Raw genomic sequence first — 20,764 nt, forward strand, 5'->3', positions numbered from 1 at the left:
TCAAAATCTCATCAAATACTGTCGCGCAGCCGATACCAGGCCTTGCCGATGGCTTCCAGCGGTGCTGCGAAGTGCTTGCCGCCGGGGAAACGGCCATTGCTCACGCCCTGATACAACGCCAATTCATCCGTCTCGCCGAGAATTGCATCGGACACCGCGCGGGCGGCGGCCAGTGTCGGCAGCACGCCATGCCCCGAATAACCCTGAAGCCAATAACGGTTGCCCTCGCCGCCGACATCCGGCGTACGGTTCATGGTCAGGTCGATGTGCCCGCCCCAGGCGAATTGCAGTTCAACGCCCTTGAGTTGCGGGAACACCCGTTCGAGAAACGGCCGGGTCGCCGCCGCAATGTCCTTGGGCATGCCACCCAGATAGGTGCAGCCGCCGCCGAACAACAAGCGGTTGTCCGGCGTGCGGCGGAAGTAGTCGAGGACGAACTGGTTGTCGGTCACGCAGACGTTGCTCGGCAGCAGCGCCGTGGCTTGCTCCGGCGTCAGCGGTGCGGTGGCGACTTGATAGGTGCCGACCGGCAGGATGCAGCTGGAGAGTTGCGGATCGAGTTCATCGAGATAGGCATTGCAGGCCAGCACCAGCACGTCGGCCTTCACCGAACCGCGTTCGGTAGTGACCCGAAAACCGTCGCCCTCCTGCCGATAACTCAGCGCTTTGCTTTGCTCATGAATACGCCCGCCGGCGCGCTCGATGGCGGCGGCCAGGCCAAGCGCCAGTTTCAGCGGATTGAGGTGCGCGCCTTCGGCGTCAAAGAGCCCCGCCTGATAACGATCGCTGGCGACCCATTGCGGCAGGTCTTCACGGGAAATGAATTGCAGACCGTCATGGCCCCATTTGTGACGGGCTTCGTGTTGCCATTCAGTCAGCAGGCTGACCCGACGCGGCATCACCGACGTCCACAAATGGCCGGGGCGATAGTCGCAATCGAAACCATGCCGCCCGGGCAATTCACGCAGTTCCTGCGCGGCCCAGCGCATGCCGTCCCATAGGCGACGGGCGCGCTCATAGCCGAGCGCAGCTTCCAGCGGCGGCATGTCGCACGACCAGCCCAGAATCGCCTGCCCGCCATTGCGTCCCGACGCGGCCCACGCCACGCGACTGGCTTCGAGCACAGTGACGCGCTTGCCGGCCAAAGCCAGACGCAGCGCGGTATGCAGCCCGCTGAATCCGGCGCCGATGATCACCACTTCGGTGTCGTGCGCGCCTTCCAGCGCCGGCCGTGTGCTGAGAATATCGGCGCAACTGTGGGCGTAATAACTGGCGACATGCTGTTGGGATTGCTGAAACATTCGGCGCCTCATGAAATTTATTTCTTATAATTTCATGAAAATCTACAGAACAAATTTCATATCGGCAACCGGCAACTGTTTCACTCACACAGATCAATGCTCGAGCGCATAACGCCGGCAATGCTCCAGATAACCTTTCTCATGACGACCCACCAACTGCACAACACTGGTCCACAGCCACGACGGCGCATCCAGTGTCTTCGAGCGACACGCCTGCAGTTCACGCATCCATGACGCGCGGGTGCTCATGTCCATCTGCCGGGCATGGGCCAGCCCGACGACGCGAGCCAGATAGCCGGCGGCGAGCATCGCGTCGGTCTGGCTCAACTGATCGAGCTCCAGTTTCATGTCTTGTGGCAGCAGTTCGCGGATGAAGAAGCCATGGTCGAGCACCCGGGTGGCGATCATCCGGTTACCCAGGCCCGGCGAGAGAAACCGCGCGCCTTCGACCACACGTTTGCCGTTGTCGCGGGGCATCGCGGCGCGGGCGACCCGGGGTGCGGCGGCAGCAACTGCCTCTTTGATATCAAGCAGGCAATATTCCTGATTGTCGCCCTCGCCCACGCCCAGCAACACCGCATAACGCTTGAGTCCCAACGAACTGCAGCCTTTGACCCAATAGGCCGAGTCGAGCATTTTCACCCGGTCGTCCTTGTTGCGGCCCTTCAATGAGGTCACCAGCGTGTTCAGATCTGACGTGGCGCAAAGGGTCTTCAGTGCACTGCGCTCTTCGCGTGACAGCGACCAGAAGTGCTTGCCCAGCGGAATGGTCGGTTTGGTGTTTTCGATGCGCTCCTGGGCCAGATGCTTCCACGTGCGTTGCACTGCGCTGCGCATCCCGGCCTTGACTTGCGCGGGGCGTGGCGGCTCTTTGTCGACGTCGTCTTCAAACGCCTGCTCGTAGCCGCGTATCATCTCCTCGAGCATGCGCGCCGTGGCCACACCGGGCAGATCGGAACCCCGGGCGGCAGTCGCCAGCGACAGTGCGAGTCGCACCAGGTCATGCGCGGGATTGCCGATAACCGTCTGGTCGAGGTCGCGGATGTGGATATCGATGCGCCCTTTCAGATCGCCGGTCGGTCCCAGATTGCCGGCATGACAATCGCCGCAGATCCACACCGCCGGCCCTTTCGGCAGGCGGCGCCCGGGCTGGCTGTGCAGCCACTCATAAAACTGCACCGTACTGCCGCGCACATAAGCGTGCGCGGAACGGGCCATTTTCAGATTGCGAAGTTGTGAAAGCGGTTCGAGGCGTGCGGAGGGCCGTGGGGTTTTCATGGACGCTTCTTTCAGAGAATGTGTCCTGTTGACCGTCCGTCACGCGCAAATGTTTCAAAGTATTACAGAGGCAGCTCAACCCGAGCCTGCAAGCCGCCGCTGCTGCGATTGCTCAACGTCAGTTCGCCGCCCTGCTCGCGCACGATCGCCCGCGCCGCCGACAGCCCAAGCCCGACGCCACCGGTTTCCCGGTTGCGCGAAGTTTCCAGGCGGAAGAACGGGTCGAACACCCGCTGCAACGACGCTTCGGGAATCCCCGGCCCCTCGTCGCTGACGTCAACGCAAACGCTGTAGCCATCGCTGCTCAAGGTAATGGCCGGCTGCTGCGCGTACTTTTCGGCGTTTTCCAGCAGATTGACGATCACACGCTTGATTCCCAGCGGGCGACCCTCGTAGACCAGATGCGCCGGGCCATGGAAATCGATGGCGATGTTCTGGTCGCGGTAGTCGTCGATGATGGTCTGCAGCAACTCCGACAGGTCGAACGCAGTGCTTTGCTCCGGTTGAGTGTCTTCCCGAAAGAACGCCAGCGCAGCGTTGATCATCGACTGCATTTCTTCAATGTCGCGGATCAGTTTGCCCTGATGATCAAAGTCCTCCATGAACTCGCTGCGCAGGCGCATGCGGGTCAGCGGTGCGCGCAAGTCGTGGGAAATCGACGCGAGCATGTGCGTGCGCTCGCTGATGTAGTGCTGAATCTGCGCCTGCATGGTGTTGAAGGCGATGATCGCCTGGCGGATCTCGTCCGGGCCTTCGACTTTGATTGGCGGTGCGCGCAGATCACCGCCAAAACGGCGGGCGGCGCTGGCAAAGCGTTGCAGCGGTTTGGCCAGTTGCTGCGTGGCCAGCCAGGCTACCAGCACGGTGGCGATCAGACCGAGGGCGATGATGATCGCGATGCGTGTGCCGATGTCCAGGCCCCAGGAGCGCTCGGGCGAAGAGAACAACAACCAGCTGGCATCCGGCAGTTGAACCAGCGCCGCGTAGCGCGCCAGCGGACTGCCACTCGGCCAGTCAGCGGGATTGAACACCCGAATGTCTCGCTCATCACCCAGCAACTGATGCAACCCCGACGTCTTGTTGGCGATCAGCTGCGTTCCTCCGGCAGGCAATCCAAGTTCGTCACGTTGCGCACTCCACGTCACCTCCTGCGTCGGGCCGGTTGCCGCGTGCGCGAGTTTCGGGCGTAAAGGCGCAGGTGCAGCCTCGATCACCTTGACGGTCGCCGCAATCTGCTCCAGCAACCCGGTGCGCTCAATCGGTGGCCGCGCCCAGGTCCCGGCCACCTCCACGAACAGAAAATTGAGCGCCAGCGAAGCGAGCATGGCCGCGACGATGGTCAGGGCGATCCGCCGACTCAGCGGATCACGGCGCAGGAAGCGACGGATCATGCGCGCGTGACCTTGGCGGTGAACAGGTAACCGCCGTTGCGCACGGTGCGGATCAGGTCCGGACGCTTGCTGTCCGGCTCGATCTTGCGGCGCAAGCGGCTGACCTGCACGTCGATGCTGCGATCAAAGGCGTCGTGGCCCTGGCCGCGAGACAGGTCGATCAGTTGCTCGCGGGTGAGAATGCGTTGCGGGTGTTCGAGAAACACCACCAGCAGATCAAACTCGCCACCGGACAGCGGAATCATCACGTTTTCCGGGGAGCGCAGTTCGCGACAAGTGATATCCAGATGCCAACCGGCGAAAGCAATCACCGGTCGCGAAGGTTCGCTGACAGGGCTGACCTGCTCACCGGCACGACGCTGCACGGCGCGCAGACGGGCCAGCAGTTCACGCGGGGCAAACGGTTTGGTGACGTAGTCGTCGGCGCCCAGTTCGAGGCCGACAATCCGGTCGCTCAATTCGCCCATGGCGGTCAGCATGATGATCGGAATGCCCATCTGCGCCCGCACTTTCTGGCACAGGCTCAGGCCGCCTTCACCGGGCAGCATCAGGTCGAGAATGATCGTGTCCGGGCGCTGCTGGGCAATCGCGGCCCACATCGCTGCGCCATCAGCGGCGACATCGACCTCGTAGGCGTGCTGGACGAAGAACTTCTTCAGCAGGGCGAGAATTTCCACGTCATCGTCGACGATCAGCAGTCTGCTCACGGGCACAGGATCCTCAGGCCAAAAAAGAACGCATCTAAAACCATTCTGGCCGCCAGGTCATATATTTCAATCGAGCAACATTCCTTCGTCGCGGACATCAAGCGGACATGCTGCGGCAAAACCCCTCAGGCACTCTGCTCGCCATCGACAACCGGGGGGCATTCAATGAGCGCATTGCACGACAGGTACACCGCCGAGGGCCACGACGCCCGCTATCCGTTGATTCTCAGCCAGCGCACCAGCGCGCCTGATCAGAATACGCCGTTGCTGTTTCAGGAGTTCTGCCTGGGCCTGTCAGATGACCAAAGCCGTATCGTCCTGCGCCGCTATTTCGAACAGTACGACCCGGCAGACGCCCGATGGGTGGAGTACGTGCATTCGATTCCGACCGCCGACCTCATCCAGTGGATCATGAGCCACGGCCAGCTGCACATCGAATGCTCGGACAACACCCCGCCGCTCTCCTCCCCAATCACTGCCCGCGCTTGAACGACGCGGGTCAAAAAGCGCAAAACAAGGATTCGCATGATAAAAAGCCATTGCTTGATGACACTGATGTGCACAGCGTCTCTGAGCCTGTCGGCCTGCAGCAGCAAAACCGTTGAACCGCAGAAGTACACGGGATTTCTGCACGATTACAGCGTGCTGAGCGAGCACACATCGCCATCCGGGCAGACCGTGCTGGGCTGGGTCAGCCCGGCGCTGGCCCGAGGGCGTTACACCCAGGCCTATCTGGCGCCCAGTCAGTTCTACCCCAGCGTCGCGCCGACCGAGCGAGTTCCGCTGAGCACGCTGTCCGGCGTCACCGACTACTACGATGCCGCGCTCAGGCTGGAACTGGGCAAGGTCATGCACCTGGTATCGCAACCCGGGCCGAATACCCTGACCGTCAGACCAGCGATTACCCGCGTCGCCGCCAGCACCCAAGGCTTGCGCTTTTATGAATGGCTGCCAGTGACCCTGGTTGCCGCCGGCGTGAGCACCGCCACCGGCATCCGCGATCAGGACAGCGAAATCACCACCGAAGTCTCGTTCGAGGACGGCTCCACCGGCGAAGTGGTCGCCGAAGTGGTGCGCAAGGGTACCGGCGTGCCGCTGGAAAACGACAAACAAGTGCTGACTGCCGATGACGTCAAAGGCGTGCTGGATGGTTGGGCCAGCGATCTGGGCAAGTCGTATGCCGCGATCCGGCGCTGACGCCCCCCAAAGAACGGCACTGACTAAGGCAAATCCTGACCCTCCGGCTTTTGTGCGGGGGCCGTGAACCACTTGTCCTTCGGCACTCGCTTCTCTTGCTGCGGGTCATCCAGATAATGCGGCGACATGATCTGCACGCCATATTCGTTGAACACATCCTGAATATTGGCGTGAAGCATGCTCAGCAACACCGCACGCGGGCGCGGCTGGCTCGGAATGGCCTGCGCCACCAAGCGATATTCGGGATAGAAATCCGACAAGGCAGTCTGGAACACCTGAGCCGGCGGGTCTTCCAGAACACCCGGCGTGCGGCGAGCCGCCTCCAGCAACATCGCCTCGACCTGCCGCCAGGGGGTGTCGTAACCGATGGTGACCACGGTATCGACCACGTAACCGGGCCCCTTCACGGTCCGCGAGTAGTTTTTGGTGACGGTGCCGGTGATCATCGAATTGGGCAGCGTCAGCACTTCACCCAACCCGGTGCGGATGCGTGTAGTGAACATGCCCAGCTCGGTGACGGTGCCTTCATATTCGCCGATCCTGACGAACTCGCCGGGGCGCAAAGTGCGCGTGTAGGTCAGGATCAATCCGGCTGCCGCCTGCCCCACCACACTGGTAGCACCGAGGGAAATCATCAGGCCGATCAGCACCGACAAGCCCTTGAACGCATCGGTGCCGGCGCCCGGCAGATACGGATACGCCATCGCCAGGGCAAACAGCCAGATGGCCAGCGAGGTCAGGCGTTGGGTCGGTTGCAAGGTCTCATGGTTCAGCCAACTGAAGGTGCCCGGGGTCGCCATGCGCCGCAAAATGCGCCGGGCAAACGCCGTCACCCCACGGGCGATAAAGAAAATGGCCAGCGCCACGCCGAGCCCGGGAATCGCCCCGACAATCCCATCCAGCAGATAGCCGGCCAACTCGAACAGGTAGTTGTTGAGGCTTTCACCCCACGGCCGGGTGTAGGGAAATCGCGACAGGACAAACCCGAGCCATTCATAGGTCAGTAGCGCAATCACCAGCCAACGCAACACCAACAGTAGGCGACTGACCAACGGATAAAGGAAATTGGCGTCGATCAACTGCACCCGCCCGACTTTCAGCACCTGGGTATGGCGCTCCATCAACTCGGGCAATTTGCTCAGCAACTTGCGACGCAGGTAGGCCAGGCACCAGAGCAAGCCGACATAGATCACCGTGGACGCTGCCACCAGCGCCAAAGACCTGAGGATCAGATGCAGGCTGCGCGCCTCCCCGGTTTCAGTGACCACCTGGCGCAGTTTCTCGGCCGCGCCTTCGGCAGCCTGCTGTACTGAGGCGTATTCGAGGCCATCAACGTCCTTGGGCGCGACGATGAACGCACGCTTGTCGCCCAGTAAAACCATGTAGCTGTTCTGGATCGGGTCGATCGAGACCGTCAGATTCTCTGACTCGTCCAGCGCCTCGGTGATGACCGTCTTCGCTCGCTTGACCCGCGTCGCCGGCGATTCGCCCAGCAGCGTCGCGCGAAACAGCATGATGCTGCGGTTGGCGACCTTCAGCTCCACCGCTTCATTCGCAGGCTTTGCCGTCTCCTCAAGCGCCCAGCCACCTGCGGACCCGAGCAAGGCACAGACCATCATCGCTACCGCCAGCAGCCTGCTTCGCATGCGCGTGTTTCCTTACGCCCGGGTGTCAGAGGAATACGTAAGGCAGCGTAGTTGAGCGCTGAACGGTTGTCAGATCGGCTTGCAGGATGAGGGTGATGACAGTATTTCTTCATTGCTGTCATTCACTCTGCGGACAGCCTTCGCCTCTGACGGGTCGGACCTGTCAGTCCGTTCAACCTTCCAGCATGCCGTGACACAACAGCGTCAACACCCCGCGCATGTGCAAGGCATGCGCCGGTCGGTCCGGCACTTCCTGGGTCGCCAAACGGATGAACGCCATGTTCGCGTACTGGTTGAACAGCGTCGCCGCCACGTCCAGATCGACCGACGCACGCAGCTTGCCCTGCGTCTGGAAATGCCCGAGCAGCGCTTTGGTTTCTTCGATCACCGCCGCATTCCAAGGACTCAACACCTGAGCCAGCTCGCCGGTCAGCAGAAACGGCGCCAATTCACGCCACAGCGAGGCCGGCATTGCTTGCAGTTGGTAGTCGGTCATCAAGCCTTCGAACTCGCACAGCGCCTCCAGCGGATCACTGTCGTCGTCCAGATTGGCCCGCGCATCGCGCATCGCCTGCTCGTCCGGCTGTTTGAGCAAGGCCAGCAAAATTTCCTGTTTACCACCGAAATAATTGACCACCGTTGGCGCGGAAACCCCGGCCTGATTGGCGATTTGCTCCAGCGTGGTCGCGCCGAAGCCGTTACTGATGAACAGCTCCAGCGCCGCCTGCGCAATGACTTCCCTGCGCTGTTCCTTTTGCCGTTCTCTGAGCCCGCTCATGGTGCTGGTGTCCTGTCTTGCTGATGGGCGTCAGCCTACGGATTTCTTTTTTCACCGACAAATATTTTCTTTACAAAAATATTTTTAAGTGACAAATATTAGCCGTGCACCGCTGGAATGAACGCGCACTCACTTGCCCCGTTTCTCTGGAGAACCGCCATGTCCGCCGAATTCGATCCGACCCGCAGCACCCGCGATTACCAGGCCGCCGACGCCGCCCACCACATTCACGCCTTCGTCGACCAGAAGGCGCTCAACGAGGAAGGCCCGCGGGTGATGGTCAGCGGGGATCGCCTGGCGCTGTGGGACAACGACGGCAAACGTTACCTGGACGGCATGTCCGGCCTGTGGTGCACCAACCTTGGCTACGGACGCAAGGATCTGGCCGCCGCCGCGACCGCGCAGCTGCAACAACTGCCCTACTACAACATGTTCTTCCACACCACTCACCCGCAGGTGATCGAGCTCTCCGAACTGCTGTTCAGCCTGCTGCCCAGGCACTACAGCCACGCGATCTACACCAACTCCGGCTCCGAAGCCAACGAAGTGCTGATCCGCACCGTGCGCAAGTTCTGGCAGGTGATGGGCCAGCCCGAGAAGAAAATCATGATCGGCCGCTGGAACGGCTACCACGGCTCGACGCTGGCCGCGACGGCGCTGGGCGGCATGAAATTCATGCACGAAATGGGCGGCACCATCCCTGACGTCGCGCACATCGACGAACCATACTGGTTCGCCCACGAAGGCAACCTCAGCCCCGAAGAGTTCGGCCTGCAGGCAGCGCGGCAACTGGAAGACAAGATCCTCGAACTGGGCGCCGACAAGGTCGCCGCATTCGTCGCTGAACCGTTCCAGGGCGCTGGCGGCATGATCATCCCGCCCGCCACTTACTGGCCGGAAATCCAGCGCATCTGCCGCAAGTACGACGTGTTGCTGTGCGCCGACGAAGTGATTGGCGGGTTTGGTCGCACCGGCGAATGGTTTGCGCACCAGGCCTTCGGTTTTGAACCGGACACGCTATCGATCGCCAAAGGCCTGACCTCCGGCTACATCCCCATGGGCGGCCTGATCCTGTCGCGACGCATGGCCGAAGCGCTGGTGGAAAAAGGCGGCGTGTTCGCTCACGGCCTGACCTATTCCGGTCACCCGGTGGCGGCGGCGGTAGCCATCGCCAACCTCAAGGCCTTGCGCGATGAAGGCGTGGTCACACAGGTCAAAAACGACACCGGCCCGTACTTGCAGAACTGCCTGCGCGAAGTGTTCGGCAACCATCCGCTGGTGGGCGAGGTTCAGGGCGTCGGGCTGGTGGCGGCATTGCAATTCGCCGAAGACAAAGCCACCCGCAAGCGCTTTGCCAACGAGAACGACATCGCCTGGCGCTGCCGCACCATTGGTTTTGAGGAAGGCCTGATCATTCGATCGACGCTAGGCCGAATGATCATGGCCCCGGCACTGATCGCTACGCGGGCGGAGCTGGATGAATTGGTCGACAAGACGCGTATCGCGGTGGATCGCACCGCTCGCGAGTATGGCGTGCTGTAACGCATACCCCCTGTGGGAGCTAGCCTGCTAACGAAAGCGGAGTGTCATTCAACATCATTGTCGATTGGCAGACCGCCTTCGCTAGCAGGCTAGCTCCCACAAGGGCATTCGACTGAACCCAGCACATTCGCTCAATCCGGCCCGATTGATTGTGCCCATCATCAGCGACCTTCCCTGATTGTCGGTCTCCCTCGATGGCTCCCTCGACACCACGCTTTGCACTGTTGGCCCTGCTTTGCGCAGCGACCGACACTGTTTTCGCCAGCGACTTCTTCAACGACGCCAAAACCGATGTGCTCAGCCGCAACTTCTTCCTGAGCAACGACTACCGCTCGCCCTCGCCCTCCGGCAAAAACTATAAGCAGGAATGGGCCCAGGGTTTTATTGGCACGTTCACCTCTGGCTACACACCGGGCAGCATCGGTTTTGGCATCGATGCCCACGCCTTTCTCGGCCTGAAACTCGACGGCGGCAAAGGTCATTCCGGCACGGGGCTGTTGCCGGTCGACAGCAGCGGTCGCAGTGAACCGAACTACTCCAGCGCCGGCGGCGCGTTCAAACTCAAGGTTTCGCGAACGACCCTCGCGTTCGGCGAGATGACCGTGGAAACCCCGGTGTTCGACACCTCGGACAAACGCCTGCAACCGGAATACGCCACAGGTTTACTGTTGAACAGCCGTGAAATCGACAACGTAAACCTCACGGCCGGACACTTCACCGCGTTCAAGAATCAGGACAGTTCTTCAAGCCACGGCGACTTTTCCGGCTACGGCGCCACCACTGAGGCCGGCGGAATCAGTTTTCTCGGCGCCGACCTGTATGGCGACAGACCCGTCGGTGGTTCGCTGTACGCTTCGGAACTGACAGACACCTGGCATCAGTATTACGCCAATCTGCACGTCAAACAGTCCGGCCTGCTGCTCGACGCCAACCTCTACCGCACCCGCGATACCGGCCGCGCGCTGGCCGGCGCCATCGATAACACGGCGTTCAGCCTGTCCGGCAAGTACAACTTTGGCCCGCATGGAGTGATGCTCGGCTGGCAACGCATCAATGGCGATACACCGTTCGATTTCGTGGGCGGCGACTCGATCTACCTCGCCAACTCGATCAAATACACCGACTTCAACGGCGCCGGTGAACGTTCCTGGCAAGCACGCTACGACCTTGACCTCGGCGCCTTCGGCATCCCCGGCCTGACCTTCATGACCCGATATGTTCGCGGCAGCCACATCGACGGCACCCACGCGCCCAAGGGCAGCGCGTACAACCCGTTCGATGCCGACACCGGCGACTATCAGCCGCAGCAAGGCGCTGGCGGCAAACATTGGGAACGGGATATCGACCTGAAATACAGTGTGCAATCGGGAGCGGCAAAGGATTTGTCGGTGCAGCTGTCGCACGTCTCGCACCGAGCGAATGAGGCACAGGCAGGCGATGATATCGACCGGATTTATGTGGTGATTCAGTATCCGTTGGGGCTTTGATGGCGGGTGGTCAAACCCAGACTCAGAGCCGACGTCACCTACGAATCCATCGACTGGAAAGACTCCACGAAGCCGCCGACAACGCCCCCCCTGTGGGAGCGAGCTTGCTCGTGAAAGCGGTCAATCCGTCGACACAGATGTTGAATGACGTACCGCATTCGCGAGCAAGCTCGCTCCCACAGGGGATTCAGTGCGTCATGAATGCTGCGGTAATTGGCGGAAGGCAGCCGGAGTCGAACCTGCCCGGGAACGGATGCCGTCCCCAACCGGGTTTGAAGCCCGGCCGCGCCACCGGGCGCGATTGCCTTCCTTTGAACTCAGGGTGCGTCGACACTGGCCAGCGCATTATCGTGGCGAATCACGCGGGATTCGCCAATGCGTCGGGTCAGGCCGACGCGGTCGAAGTATTCCAGGTACTGAATACAGCGTTTGCGTCCCAAGCCTAGCGCATCACGAAAAGTTGTCACCTGGATCTGTGGATTTTCCTGCTCCAGTTGCAACAGGACGTCGGCCATGCGCCGCAGTTGCCCGGCAGACAGAAACAGGTCGCGCACCACCTGATGCATCAGCCCCAGGCGCGCCAGTTTGCGCAGCAGCAGGCGCACCGCCGCGTCGTCTTCACCGAGCATTTTCGCAACATCGCGCACCCACGGCGGATCGTAGCCGGCCTCTTCGAACAGCGGCTGCATGCGTTGCCACAGGGTTTCGTCTTCGGCATTCAAACGCACCTGATGATCTGGCAGATGCAGCCACGGCCCGCTGGCGTTGATCGATCCGGCGCTGCGCAGTTCTTCCAGCAGGCTGGCAAAGGTCGAGCGCTCCAGCGCCAGACCACTGAAGCGTCGCAGGCGATCGCGATCCGGTCCCATCTGGTCCGGTTCCAGCTCATGCAGTTTGGCCAACTGCTCCAACAGGGTGAACTTCAATTGCCCCCAGCGCTGCACGTTGAACAGCACCGGGCCTTGGCGGGTATCGATCAGGCGCACGTTGGCCGGTAGTGACCAGTCTTCACGCGGGCGATTGAACTGACGCTCCAGCCGTTGCGGATCGAGGCCGCCCGCGCTGTGGTCGAGCAGCAGTGGTAGCGCTTGCTCAAGACTGGCGCTGTCGGCCAGCGCTTGCAGCTGTGCCAGCCGTTCCGGGCTGCGGCGCTGCCGGGCCGGGGCGAACGGGTCGAGCACCTGACCGCCGCCGAGGGTGCGTTGCGCGCTCTGGTCACGCAGGATCAGGCGGTCGCCCTTCACCGCGTGCACCGGCCCGTTGATCAGCAGTTGCGCGAACATGCACTCGCCGGCACGCAAACGCGGGCCTTCAAGCAACGCCACACGGGCGATGACGTCCTGAGTGCCGAGGTGCACGTGCACCGGGTGAAAGTGTTCGAACGTGCGCTCGCCAGGCAGCAATTGAAATTCAATGTCGACCCGTTGCGTCGGTGCGTGCAGCCACTCGGCCAGCAGCCATTGGCCGCGATGAATCTGCTCCAGGGTCAACCGGTCACCACTGATATTCAGCGCCACCCGTTGCCCGGCGAAGGCTTGTTCGGCGGCTTGATTCTGCGCGTGCAACCCGCGCACCCTCACCGCTTTACCGGACGGCCCGAGGGCCAGTTTATCGCCGACGCAAACCGCGCCCGACAACGCGGTGCCAGTCACCACGATCCCGGCGCCCGCCACGCTGAAGGCGCGATCAATGGCCAGGCGAAAACCACCTTCGCGGCTGCGCTCATGGACTTCACGTTGAACCTGCAGCAAGTTCTGGCGCAGTTCATCGACGCCCTGCCCGGTCACGCTCGACACCGTCAGCATCGGTGCTTCGGCAAACGGCCCGGTTTCCAGCAGGTCGAGTACCTGACGTTCAACTTCTTCCACCCTGCCCGGTTCGACCCGGTCGCATTTGGTGATCGCCACCAGTGCCCGGGGAATGCCCAGCAACTGCACAATCGCCAGATGCTCACGGGTTTGCGGCATCACCCCGTCGTCCGCCGCCACCACCAGCAACACCAGATCGATGCCCTGCGCGCCGGCGAGCATGTTGTGGGTGAATTTCTCGTGGCCCGGTACATCGATGAACCCGGTCAGCCCGGCACCGGGTTCCAGCTCCGCGTAGAGATAACCGAGGTCGATGGTCATCCCGCGCTCGCGCTCCTGCGGGCGGCGGTCGCCGGTTTGCCCGGTCAGGGCTTGCAGCAAGGAAGTCTTGCCGTGGTCGATGTGCCCGGCGGTGCCGACGATCACGACTCGACCTGCAACTGCGGCAACTGCGCCAGCCACGCCGGTTCATCGTCGAGTTGGCGTAGATCGAGCCACAGCGCATCATCGTCAATACGCCCGAGCACCGGGATCGGCAACCCGCGCAGCGCCGCTTCCAGAGTCAGCAGACAACGCCCGCGCATGCGTTTCGACACCTGCGGGCGCAGACACAGCGCGGCACTCGGCAGACGCGCCACCGGTTGGCTGCCGCTGCCGATCATGCCCAAGGCCTGCACGGCGCTGACCTGCCACGGTTCACCCAAGACGCCAGCCATCGCCGGTTGTAAACGACAAGCCTGGGCGAGGATCTCGGCTTGCGGACGAGTCAACAGCCGCAAACTCGGCAGACGTTCGGCGAGGCGATCCGGATCGCGATACAGGCCAAGCACCGCTTCCAGTGCGGCCAGGGTCAACTTGTCGACCCGCAAGGCGCGCTTCAACGGATTCTTTTTGATCTTTGCGATCAATTCTTTGCGCCCGACAATCAACCCGGCCTGCGGCCCGCCGAGCAATTTGTCGCCGCTGAAGGTGACGATGTCCGCGCCATCAAGCAGCGCCTGCCTTACCGTCGGTTCCGCTGGCAAGCCCCAGCGGGTCAAATCGAGCAGGCTGCCGCTACCCAGATCTTCCAGCAGCGGCAAGCCGTGCCGATGAGCCAGTTCGGCCAGTTCGGCGGTGGGCACCCGGGCGGTAAAACCTTCGATGCTGTAGTTGCTCGCATGCACGCGCATGATCAAGCCACTGCGTGGGCTGATCGCGGCTTCGTAGTCGCGAGCGTGGGTTCGGTTGGTGGTGCCGACTTCGTGCAGGCGCACGCCGGCGCGGGCCATGATGTCGGGGATGCGGAACGCGCCGCCGATCTCGATCAGTTCGCCGCGCGAGATGATGCCTTCCTTGCGCGCGCCGAGGCTGTTGAGCGTCAGCAACACCGCCGCGGCATTGTTGTTGACCACGGTGACGGCTTCGGCGCCGGTCAGTTCGCGGATCAGGCCTTCGATCAGGTCGTCGCGATCACCGCGCTTGCCGGTCGCCAGATCGAATTCCAGATTGAGCGGATAACGTGCGGCCATCTGCACCGCGTCGATGGCTTCTTCGGGCAACAACGCCCGGCCGAGGTTGGTGTGCAGTACCGTGCCGGTCAGGTTGAATACCCGCCGTACGTTGCTGCGCTGTTGCTGGGCCAGACGTTCGCCGACACGGCCGGCGAGCACGTCGGGGCTGATTTCAATCGCCGACAATTGCCCGTTCAATACGCTGGAACGCAACTCATCGAGTAACTGGCGCAAACTGGCCAGCAACGACTCACGGCCATAACGCTCGGCCAGCGGCAGACAGGCCGGGTGACGTAACAACCCATCAATGGAAGGTAAACGCGGGGCCACACTTGCGGACATCAGCCACTCCCGAAAAAACAAGACTGTCCGGCGAGTGTAGACGTTCTGGTCATTCGTCTCCCGGCGCCAGCAACAGATTCGGTGCCAGACGCTGATAACCGTCCTGCGCCAGACGCATGTCGAGCAGCAGGCTGGTGAGATCCGCCGACAGCGCTTCGCCTTCGGCATCGTTTTCCAGGTACACCAGCTTCAGGTAGCTGTTGCAGCCCGGGCACACCTCCGCCCGAATCGGCGCCTGATTGGCGGCGTGGCGATCGTCTTCGAGGCTCAGGTAATCCAGCCCCTTGCTCGACTCGCAATACACGCACTTGACCCGCACCACATGCCATTCACAGGCGCACAGCGAACACACCAGATAACGCAGACCGTTGTGCTTGCCGCGATGGCGGATCACCCCGGCCATCGCCGGTGAGCCGCAGCCCGGGCATTGGCTGAGGCTGTCGCCGGGTTTCAGTTGCAGGTTCGGTGCGCTGAGCAGCCAGTGGCTCCACGCCGCTTGCAGCCCGGCGCCGAGAAACGGCACCAACTGCGCCGGCACCATCGAGTATTGACCGCTGACCAACGCCACCGCCCACGCACGCAACTGGCCGGCACTGGCGCTGCGCAGTGTAGCGAGCGCGTCGACTACGGCGGGTTGCTCGGGCGCCACGTAACGTTGCAATAAAGCATCCAGATAAGCCTGCCAAGCGTCTTCGCGCACCAGTGTGTCGGCGGCGAACGGCGGTAAACCATGTTGCTGACAGGCTTCGATCCTTTGCTGATCAAACGGTGCTGTCAGCGGCGGATCATCGAAAACCTGCTGCTGAGCCCGGCACAATCCGGCGATCAGTCGCAGGTAATCAGCCAGCGGATGCCCATGAGCCAGTTGCTCCAGGCGTTGGGCGCGCAAAGTGAACAGGTTGTGCGGCGGCAGGTGCAGAAACGGCGGCGAACTGGCCGCCGCTTCGATTTCCCCAGGTTCAAGAATGGTTGGCAAAAGTCAGCCCTTTTTGGTGATCGGTCGCTCCGGCACGTCCGGATTGCGTTCATTACGGGTGATGTCGCGATACCAGAGTTCGTGGTGTTTCCTCGCCCAGGCGCGGCTGACCCAGCCATGCAGCATCGCGTCCACCGAGCCCTTGATCCACAGCCCGGCGTAGATGTGAATGATGATGCTGAGGATCAGCACAAACCCCGCCAGCGCATGCAGGAGCATGGCCCAGCGAATCACGGTGATGCCGAAGTACGCGCTGAAATACGCGCGCCAGATCACCAGCCCGGTGAATAGCAAGCCGAGCATGCACAGCAGTAAAGTCCAGAACAGCAGCTTCTGCCCGGCGTTGTATTTGCCCACCGGCGGCACGCTTTCTTCATCGTTGACCAGCACCCGGTCGATGCGGCGCAGCCACTTCCCGTCATTGTCGATAAAGAAGTTCGCGCGCCAGAAACGGAACACCAGGCCGAGGAACAACACGAACATCAGCACGCCCATGAACGGGTGCAGAATCCGCGTCCACGGCCCGCCGCCGAACAGGTGGGTGAGCCAGAACATCGATGGATGAAACAACGCCAGCCCGGACAGCCCGGCCATGAAGAACAGAATCGCCACCAGCCAGTGATTGGTGCGCTGGTTGGCGGTGTAACGCAGGATCGTCTTGTTGCTCATGGCCGGTCCTCCCCGCGTGGATCGAAGGTGTGCACCGCCGGGTCGACAACGTGCACCGAGGTATCAGGTGGCGTCGGATGTTCATCCTCCTCGACGCGATTCGGCCCGATACGCACGTAGTGGAAGAACCCGGCCAGCACCGCCGCCCCCATTGCCAGCAAGCCCAGCGGTTTGCTGATGCCTTTCCACAAGCCCACCAGCGGACTGATGGCTGGCGTATCCGGCAACCCGGCGTAGATTTTCGGCGTGTCGGCGTGGTGCAGCACGTACATCACGTGAGTGCCACCGACGCCTTCCGGGTCGTACAGCCCGGCGTTGTCGAAGCCACGGCTTTTCAGGTCGACGATGCGTTCGGCGGCGTGCTCCTTCATGTCCTCCTTGGTGCCGAAGACAATGGCGCCGGTCGGGCAGGTTTTCACGCAGGCCGGCTCCAGCCCTACCGCGACGCGGTCGGAACACAAGGTGCATTTGTAGGCCTTGTGATCCTTCTGCGAGATGCGCGGAATGTTGAACGGGCAACCGGTGATGCAATAACCGCAACCGATGCAATGATCCTGATCGAAATCAACGATGCCGTTGGCGTGCTTGATGATCGCCCCGGGACTTGGGCAGGCCGCCAGGCAACCCGGCTCGGCGCAATGCATGCAGCCGTCCTTGCGGATCAGCCACTCCAGGTTACCGGCGTCGGTTTCGTGTTCGGTAAAACGCATCAGGGTCCAGGTTTCTGCGCTCAGGTCCTGCGGGTTGTCATAGGTCCCGTGGTTGTGGCCGACCTCGTCGCGCAGCTCGTTCCATTCCGAGCAGGCGACCTGGCAGGCCTTGCAACCGATGCATTTGGTGGTGTCGATCAGCTTGGCGACTTCCTGCTGGTTCCTCACCGAGGGCGGCACCGTGGTGGTGGCCGAGCGGGCAATGATGTCTTGGCTGGCCATTTACAGTTTCTCCACGTTGACCAGGAATGACTTGGATTCCGGGGTCTGTGTGTTGCCATCGCCGAGGAACGGCACCAGGGTGTTGGTCAGGTAACCATGGCGCGTTTGACCGGTGAATCCCCAGTGCAGCGGGATGCCGATCTGATGCACCACCTGGCCGTTGACCTGCAGCGGCCGGATGCGTTTGGTCACCACCGCCACCGCCTCGATGAACCCGCGCTTGCAGCTGACCCGCACTCGATCTCCGGCGGCGATGCCCTTCTCCTTCGCCAGCACTTCGCCAATTTCGACGAACTGCTCGGGCTGGGCAATCGCATTCAACTTGCAATGCTTGCTCCAGAAGTGGAAGTGCTCGGTCAGCCGGTAACTGGTGCCGGCGTACGGGAAGTCCTTGGCTTCGCCGAGGCTTTCCCAGACCGAATCGAAGATCCGCGCCGCCGGGTTGCTGGTGGCTTTCTTGTTCTGCGGGTGCAGCGGGTTGATGCCGATGGGCGTTTCGAACGGCTCGTAGTGCTCGGGGAATGGCCCCTCGTTCATCTTGTCGACGGCGAAGAACCGCGCCACGCCTTCGGGGTTCATGATGAACGGGTTCATCCCGGCTTCCGGCGGCACATCGGCCTTGTAGTCCGGCACATCGGTGCCGCCCCAGGCCTTGCCGTTCCACCACACCAGACGTTTTTTCGGATCCCACGGTTTGCCCGCGACGTCTGCCGAAGCGCGGTTGTAGAGAATCCGCCGGTTGGCCGGCCACGCCCAGGCCCAGCCCAGATGCTGGTGCATGCCATACGGGTCGGCGTTGTCACGCCGGGCCATCTGGTTGCCGGCCTCGGTCCAGCTGCCGGCGAAGATCCAGCAACCGGACGCGGTGCTGCCGTCGTCCTTGAGCTGAGCGAATGCCGCCAGTTGCGAACCGGCCTTGACCGTCGCGCCACTGGCATCAGTGAAGTCGGCCGTGGCGCTGCCGTTGATTTCCTTCGCCAGTTCTTCCGGCGAAGGTTCGTCGGGGATCTTGTACGGCCACGACAGTTTCAGCAGCGGGTCGGGGAATTTGCCGCCCTCGGCCTGATAACGCTTGCGCAGGCGCAAGAACAGTTCGCTCATGATGCGGATATCGGTTTGCGCTTCGCCCGGGCCATCAGCGCCCTTCCAGTGCCATTGCAGCCAGCGGCTGCTGTTGACCAGCGAGCCGTCCTCCTCGGCGAAGCAGGTGGTGGGCAGGCGAATCACTTCGGTCTGGATCTCCGCGCTTTTCACGTCGTTGTACGGCCCGACGTTGTGCCAGAACTCCGAGGTCTCAGTGGCCAGCGGGTCCATCACCACCAGCCACTTGAGTTTGGCCAGTGCACCCATGACCCGGTTCTTGTCCGGCAGCGCGGCGATCGGGTTGAAGCCCTGACACATGTAGCCGTTGACCTTGCCCTGGCTCATCAGGTCGAACATTTTCAGCACGTCGTAGTTGGGAATGTCGAGTTTCGGCAAATGGTCATAGAGCCAATTGTTCTCGACGGTGGCGTTGGCGCCGTACCACGACTTCATCAGGCTGACGTGGAACTTGCTGTAGTTCTGCCAGTAGGACAGCTGCCCCGGACGCAGCGGCATTTGCGTGCGCTTTTTGATGAAGGCGTTGTAGTCCTGCTCGGCATCGCCCCCCAGGGTCAGATAGCCCGGCAGCGAGTTGGACAGCAGCCCAAGGTCGGTCAGGCCTTGAATGTTCGAGTGGCCGCGCAAGGCATTCACTCCGCCGCCGGGCATGCCGACGTTGCCCAGCAGCAATTGCACCATCGCCGCGCTGCGGATGATCTGCGCGCCAATCGAGTGCTGCGTCCAGCCGAGGGCGTAGAGAATGGTCATGGTCTTGCCCGGGATCGAGCAAGTGGCGATTTCTTCCCAGATCTTTTTCATCGCCTCGACCGGCATCCCACAGATCTGGCTCGCCAGATCAATGTTGTAGCGGCTGTAATGCTGCTTCATCAATTGATAGACGCAGCGCGGGTCCTGCAGGGTCGGGTCGACTTTGACGAAGCCGTCCTCGCCCAGCTCGTAGCCCCAGCCGGATTTATCGGTGTAGCTGCGCTTGGCCGCGTCATAGCCGCTGAAGAGACCGTCTTCGAAGCTGAACCCGGCTTTGACGATGAACGAAACGTCGGTGTAGTTGCGCACGTACTCGTGCTGGATCTTGTCCTCGGTCAGCAAGTAATTGATCAGCCCACCCATGAAGGCGATGTCGGTGCCGGTGCGAATCGGCGCGTAATAGTCGGCCACCGAAGCAGTCCGGGTAAAACGCGGGTCGACCACAATCAGCCGGGCAGCGTTGTGCGCCTTGGCCTCGGTCACCCATTTGAAGCCGCAGGGATGCGCTTCTGCTGCGTTGCCACCCATCACCAGGATCAGATTCGCGTTGGCGATATCGGTCCAGGTATTGGTCATGGCACCACGGCCGTACGTCGGGGCAAGACTTGCCACCGTCGGGCCGTGTCAGACACGCGCCTGGTTATCGAACCCCAGCATACCGAGACTGCGAATCACCTTCTGGGTGATGTAGCCCGCTTCGTTGGACGCTGCCGACGCGGCAAGAAACCCGGTGGTGAGCCAGCGGTTCACCGTTTGCCCGGTGGCATTTTTCTCGATGAAGTTGGCGTCGCGGTCGGCCTTCATCAGATCGGCGATACGATCCAGCGCTTCATCCCAACTGATCCGGGTCCATTCGCTGCTGCCGGGCTTGCGCACCTGCGGGTATTGCAAGCGGCCCGGGCTGTGAATGAAGTCCAGCAGGCCAGCGCCTTTCGGGCACAGCGTGCCGCGGTTGACCGGGTGGTCGGCGTCGCCCTCGATATGGATGATATTTTGCGCGACGTTCTTCGCGGCATCGCCCTGGCTGTACATGATCAACCCGCAACCGACCGAGCAATACGGGCAGGTGTTGCGGGTTTCATGAGTGTGGGCAAGCTTGAAGTGACGCACCTGCTCGGCGAAGGCCTGCGTCGGGGACATGCCCAACGCGCCCAGGCTAGAGCCTGCAAGGCCGATACCGGCGACCTTGAAGAATTGACGACGGCTGAGATCCATCGTGCACTCCTGATCAGGTGGAACCCGGTACTTGAGCCGGGCTTTTTCTGGACAAACACGGTTACGGCAGAATGGCTGCCGGCTTTTTCACTGTAGACAATGACCACACGTTCTGTGTGAAAACCGACCGTCGGCCGTTTGTCGGGTAAAC

At 61.9% G+C, this 20,764-nt stretch carries 16 protein-coding genes and 1 tRNA gene; 4 read left to right on the forward strand and 13 right to left on the reverse strand.

Annotated elements, in window-relative coordinates; genetic code table 11:
* Window positions 1-11: 11 nt before the first annotated feature.
* The 4 genes from ACYZUM_RS10975 to ACYZUM_RS10990 form a co-directional block, all read right to left on the reverse strand.
* Window positions 12-1,301 carry an NAD(P)/FAD-dependent oxidoreductase gene (locus ACYZUM_RS10975; RefSeq protein ID WP_108182745.1) on the reverse strand — a complete coding sequence of 430 codons (1,290 nt, stop codon included), beginning with the start codon at window positions 1,299-1,301 and terminating at the stop codon, window positions 12-14.
* Window positions 1,302-1,394: 93 nt separating this feature from the next.
* Entirely contained in the window at window positions 1,395-2,579 is a 1,185-nt protein-coding gene (locus ACYZUM_RS10980) for a DUF2252 family protein (protein WP_108182746.1), read from the reverse strand.
* Window positions 2,580-2,641: 62 nt separating this feature from the next.
* Complete coding sequence (locus tag ACYZUM_RS10985; protein ID WP_108182747.1) at window positions 2,642-3,970, reverse strand: ATP-binding protein; 1,329 nt, start codon at window positions 3,968-3,970, stop codon at window positions 2,642-2,644.
* On the reverse strand, window positions 3,967-4,677 hold the full coding sequence (locus tag ACYZUM_RS10990) for a response regulator (RefSeq protein WP_041064082.1): 711 nt from the start codon (window positions 4,675-4,677) through the stop codon (window positions 3,967-3,969). Before ACYZUM_RS10990 ends, ACYZUM_RS10985 begins: the two co-directional genes overlap by 4 nt.
* 165 nt (window positions 4,678-4,842) lie before the next feature.
* Here ACYZUM_RS10990 and ACYZUM_RS10995 point away from each other — a divergent pair, with 165 nt between their 5' ends.
* Both ACYZUM_RS10995 and ACYZUM_RS11000 read left to right on the forward strand, forming a co-directional pair.
* Window positions 4,843-5,166, forward strand: coding sequence for a hypothetical protein (locus ACYZUM_RS10995; protein WP_041064083.1), 324 nt, complete (start codon window positions 4,843-4,845; stop codon window positions 5,164-5,166).
* A gap of 66 nt (window positions 5,167-5,232) precedes the next feature.
* The gene (locus ACYZUM_RS11000; RefSeq protein WP_371260331.1) at window positions 5,233-5,874 is read left to right on the forward strand and encodes a DUF3313 domain-containing protein; all 642 of its coding nucleotides are present in this window, start codon (window positions 5,233-5,235) and stop codon (window positions 5,872-5,874) included.
* Between the two features lie 23 nt (window positions 5,875-5,897).
* On the opposite strand, the gene ACYZUM_RS11005 is transcribed toward ACYZUM_RS11000, so the two are convergent.
* Both ACYZUM_RS11005 and ACYZUM_RS11010 read right to left on the reverse strand, forming a co-directional pair.
* Complete coding sequence (locus ACYZUM_RS11005; RefSeq protein WP_108182748.1) at window positions 5,898-7,520, reverse strand: mechanosensitive ion channel family protein; 1,623 nt, start codon at window positions 7,518-7,520, stop codon at window positions 5,898-5,900.
* A 172-nt stretch (window positions 7,521-7,692) separates the two neighbouring features.
* Window positions 7,693-8,298: a TetR/AcrR family transcriptional regulator gene (locus ACYZUM_RS11010; protein WP_108182749.1), complete on the reverse strand. Its 606-nt coding sequence runs from the start codon at window positions 8,296-8,298 to the stop codon at window positions 7,693-7,695.
* A 159-nt stretch (window positions 8,299-8,457) separates the two neighbouring features.
* Between ACYZUM_RS11010 and ACYZUM_RS11015 the strand changes: the two genes are divergently transcribed.
* Entirely contained in the window at window positions 8,458-9,840 is a 1,383-nt protein-coding gene (locus ACYZUM_RS11015; RefSeq protein ID WP_108182750.1) for an aspartate aminotransferase family protein, read from the forward strand.
* A gap of 194 nt (window positions 9,841-10,034) precedes the next feature.
* A complete protein-coding gene (locus ACYZUM_RS11020; protein ID WP_108182751.1) occupies window positions 10,035-11,327 on the forward strand; it encodes an OprD family porin in 1,293 nt (430 codons plus the stop codon).
* A gap of 214 nt (window positions 11,328-11,541) precedes the next feature.
* Here the strand turns inward: ACYZUM_RS11020 and ACYZUM_RS11025 are convergent.
* The 7 genes from ACYZUM_RS11025 to fdnG all read right to left on the reverse strand — a co-directional run bounded on the left by ACYZUM_RS11025 (window position 11,542) and on the right by fdnG (window position 20,613).
* Window positions 11,542-11,637: transfer RNA gene (locus ACYZUM_RS11025), tRNA-Sec, on the reverse strand.
* Between the two features lie 7 nt (window positions 11,638-11,644).
* On the reverse strand, window positions 11,645-13,561 hold the full coding sequence (gene selB, locus ACYZUM_RS11030) for a selenocysteine-specific translation elongation factor (RefSeq protein WP_108182752.1): 1,917 nt from the start codon (window positions 13,559-13,561) through the stop codon (window positions 11,645-11,647).
* Window positions 13,558-14,970, reverse strand: a complete 1,413-nt coding sequence (selA, locus tag ACYZUM_RS11035; protein ID WP_108182753.1) for an L-seryl-tRNA(Sec) selenium transferase — start codon at window positions 14,968-14,970, stop codon at window positions 13,558-13,560. Before selA ends, selB begins: the two co-directional genes overlap by 4 nt.
* Before the next feature lie 49 nt (window positions 14,971-15,019).
* Complete coding sequence (fdhE, locus tag ACYZUM_RS11040; protein WP_108182754.1) at window positions 15,020-15,946, reverse strand: formate dehydrogenase accessory protein FdhE; 927 nt, start codon at window positions 15,944-15,946, stop codon at window positions 15,020-15,022.
* A gap of 3 nt (window positions 15,947-15,949) precedes the next feature.
* On the reverse strand, window positions 15,950-16,615 hold the full coding sequence (locus ACYZUM_RS11045) for a formate dehydrogenase subunit gamma (RefSeq protein ID WP_041064117.1): 666 nt from the start codon (window positions 16,613-16,615) through the stop codon (window positions 15,950-15,952).
* Window positions 16,612-17,547: a formate dehydrogenase subunit beta gene (gene fdxH, locus ACYZUM_RS11050; protein ID WP_108182755.1), complete on the reverse strand. Its 936-nt coding sequence runs from the start codon at window positions 17,545-17,547 to the stop codon at window positions 16,612-16,614. The genes ACYZUM_RS11045 and fdxH overlap by 4 nt, the downstream gene beginning before the upstream one ends.
* On the reverse strand, window positions 17,548-20,613 hold the full coding sequence (gene fdnG / locus ACYZUM_RS11055) for a formate dehydrogenase-N subunit alpha (RefSeq protein WP_142579764.1): 3,066 nt from the start codon (window positions 20,611-20,613) through the stop codon (window positions 17,548-17,550). It lies immediately after the preceding gene.
* Between the last annotated feature and the right edge of the window lie 151 nt (window positions 20,614-20,764).

Source organism: Pseudomonas sp. m6p (assembly GCF_055760375.1).

Excerpts from the sequence above, each read along its gene's own strand:
- ACYZUM_RS10975 (WP_108182745.1), bottom strand. The coding sequence starts at position 1,301 with ATGTTTCAGCAATCCCAACAGCATGTCGCCAGTTATTACGCCCACAGT.
- ACYZUM_RS10980 (WP_108182746.1), bottom strand. The coding sequence starts at position 2,579 with ATGAAAACCCCACGGCCCTCCGCACGCCTCGAACCGCTTTCACAACTT.
- ACYZUM_RS10985 (WP_108182747.1), bottom strand. The coding sequence starts at position 3,970 with ATGATCCGTCGCTTCCTGCGCCGTGATCCGCTGAGTCGGCGGATCGCC.
- ACYZUM_RS10995 (WP_041064083.1), top strand. The coding sequence starts at position 4,843 with ATGAGCGCATTGCACGACAGGTACACCGCCGAGGGCCACGACGCCCGC.
- ACYZUM_RS11000 (WP_371260331.1), top strand. The coding sequence starts at position 5,233 with ATGTGCACAGCGTCTCTGAGCCTGTCGGCCTGCAGCAGCAAAACCGTT.
- ACYZUM_RS11005 (WP_108182748.1), bottom strand. The coding sequence starts at position 7,520 with ATGCGAAGCAGGCTGCTGGCGGTAGCGATGATGGTCTGTGCCTTGCTC.
- ACYZUM_RS11010 (WP_108182749.1), bottom strand. The coding sequence starts at position 8,298 with ATGAGCGGGCTCAGAGAACGGCAAAAGGAACAGCGCAGGGAAGTCATT.
- ACYZUM_RS11015 (WP_108182750.1), top strand. The coding sequence starts at position 8,458 with ATGTCCGCCGAATTCGATCCGACCCGCAGCACCCGCGATTACCAGGCC.
- ACYZUM_RS11020 (WP_108182751.1), top strand. The coding sequence starts at position 10,035 with ATGGCTCCCTCGACACCACGCTTTGCACTGTTGGCCCTGCTTTGCGCA.
- selA (WP_108182753.1), bottom strand. The coding sequence starts at position 14,970 with ATGTCCGCAAGTGTGGCCCCGCGTTTACCTTCCATTGATGGGTTGTTA.
- ACYZUM_RS11045 (WP_041064117.1), bottom strand. The coding sequence starts at position 16,615 with ATGAGCAACAAGACGATCCTGCGTTACACCGCCAACCAGCGCACCAAT.
- fdxH (WP_108182755.1), bottom strand. The coding sequence starts at position 17,547 with ATGGCCAGCCAAGACATCATTGCCCGCTCGGCCACCACCACGGTGCCG.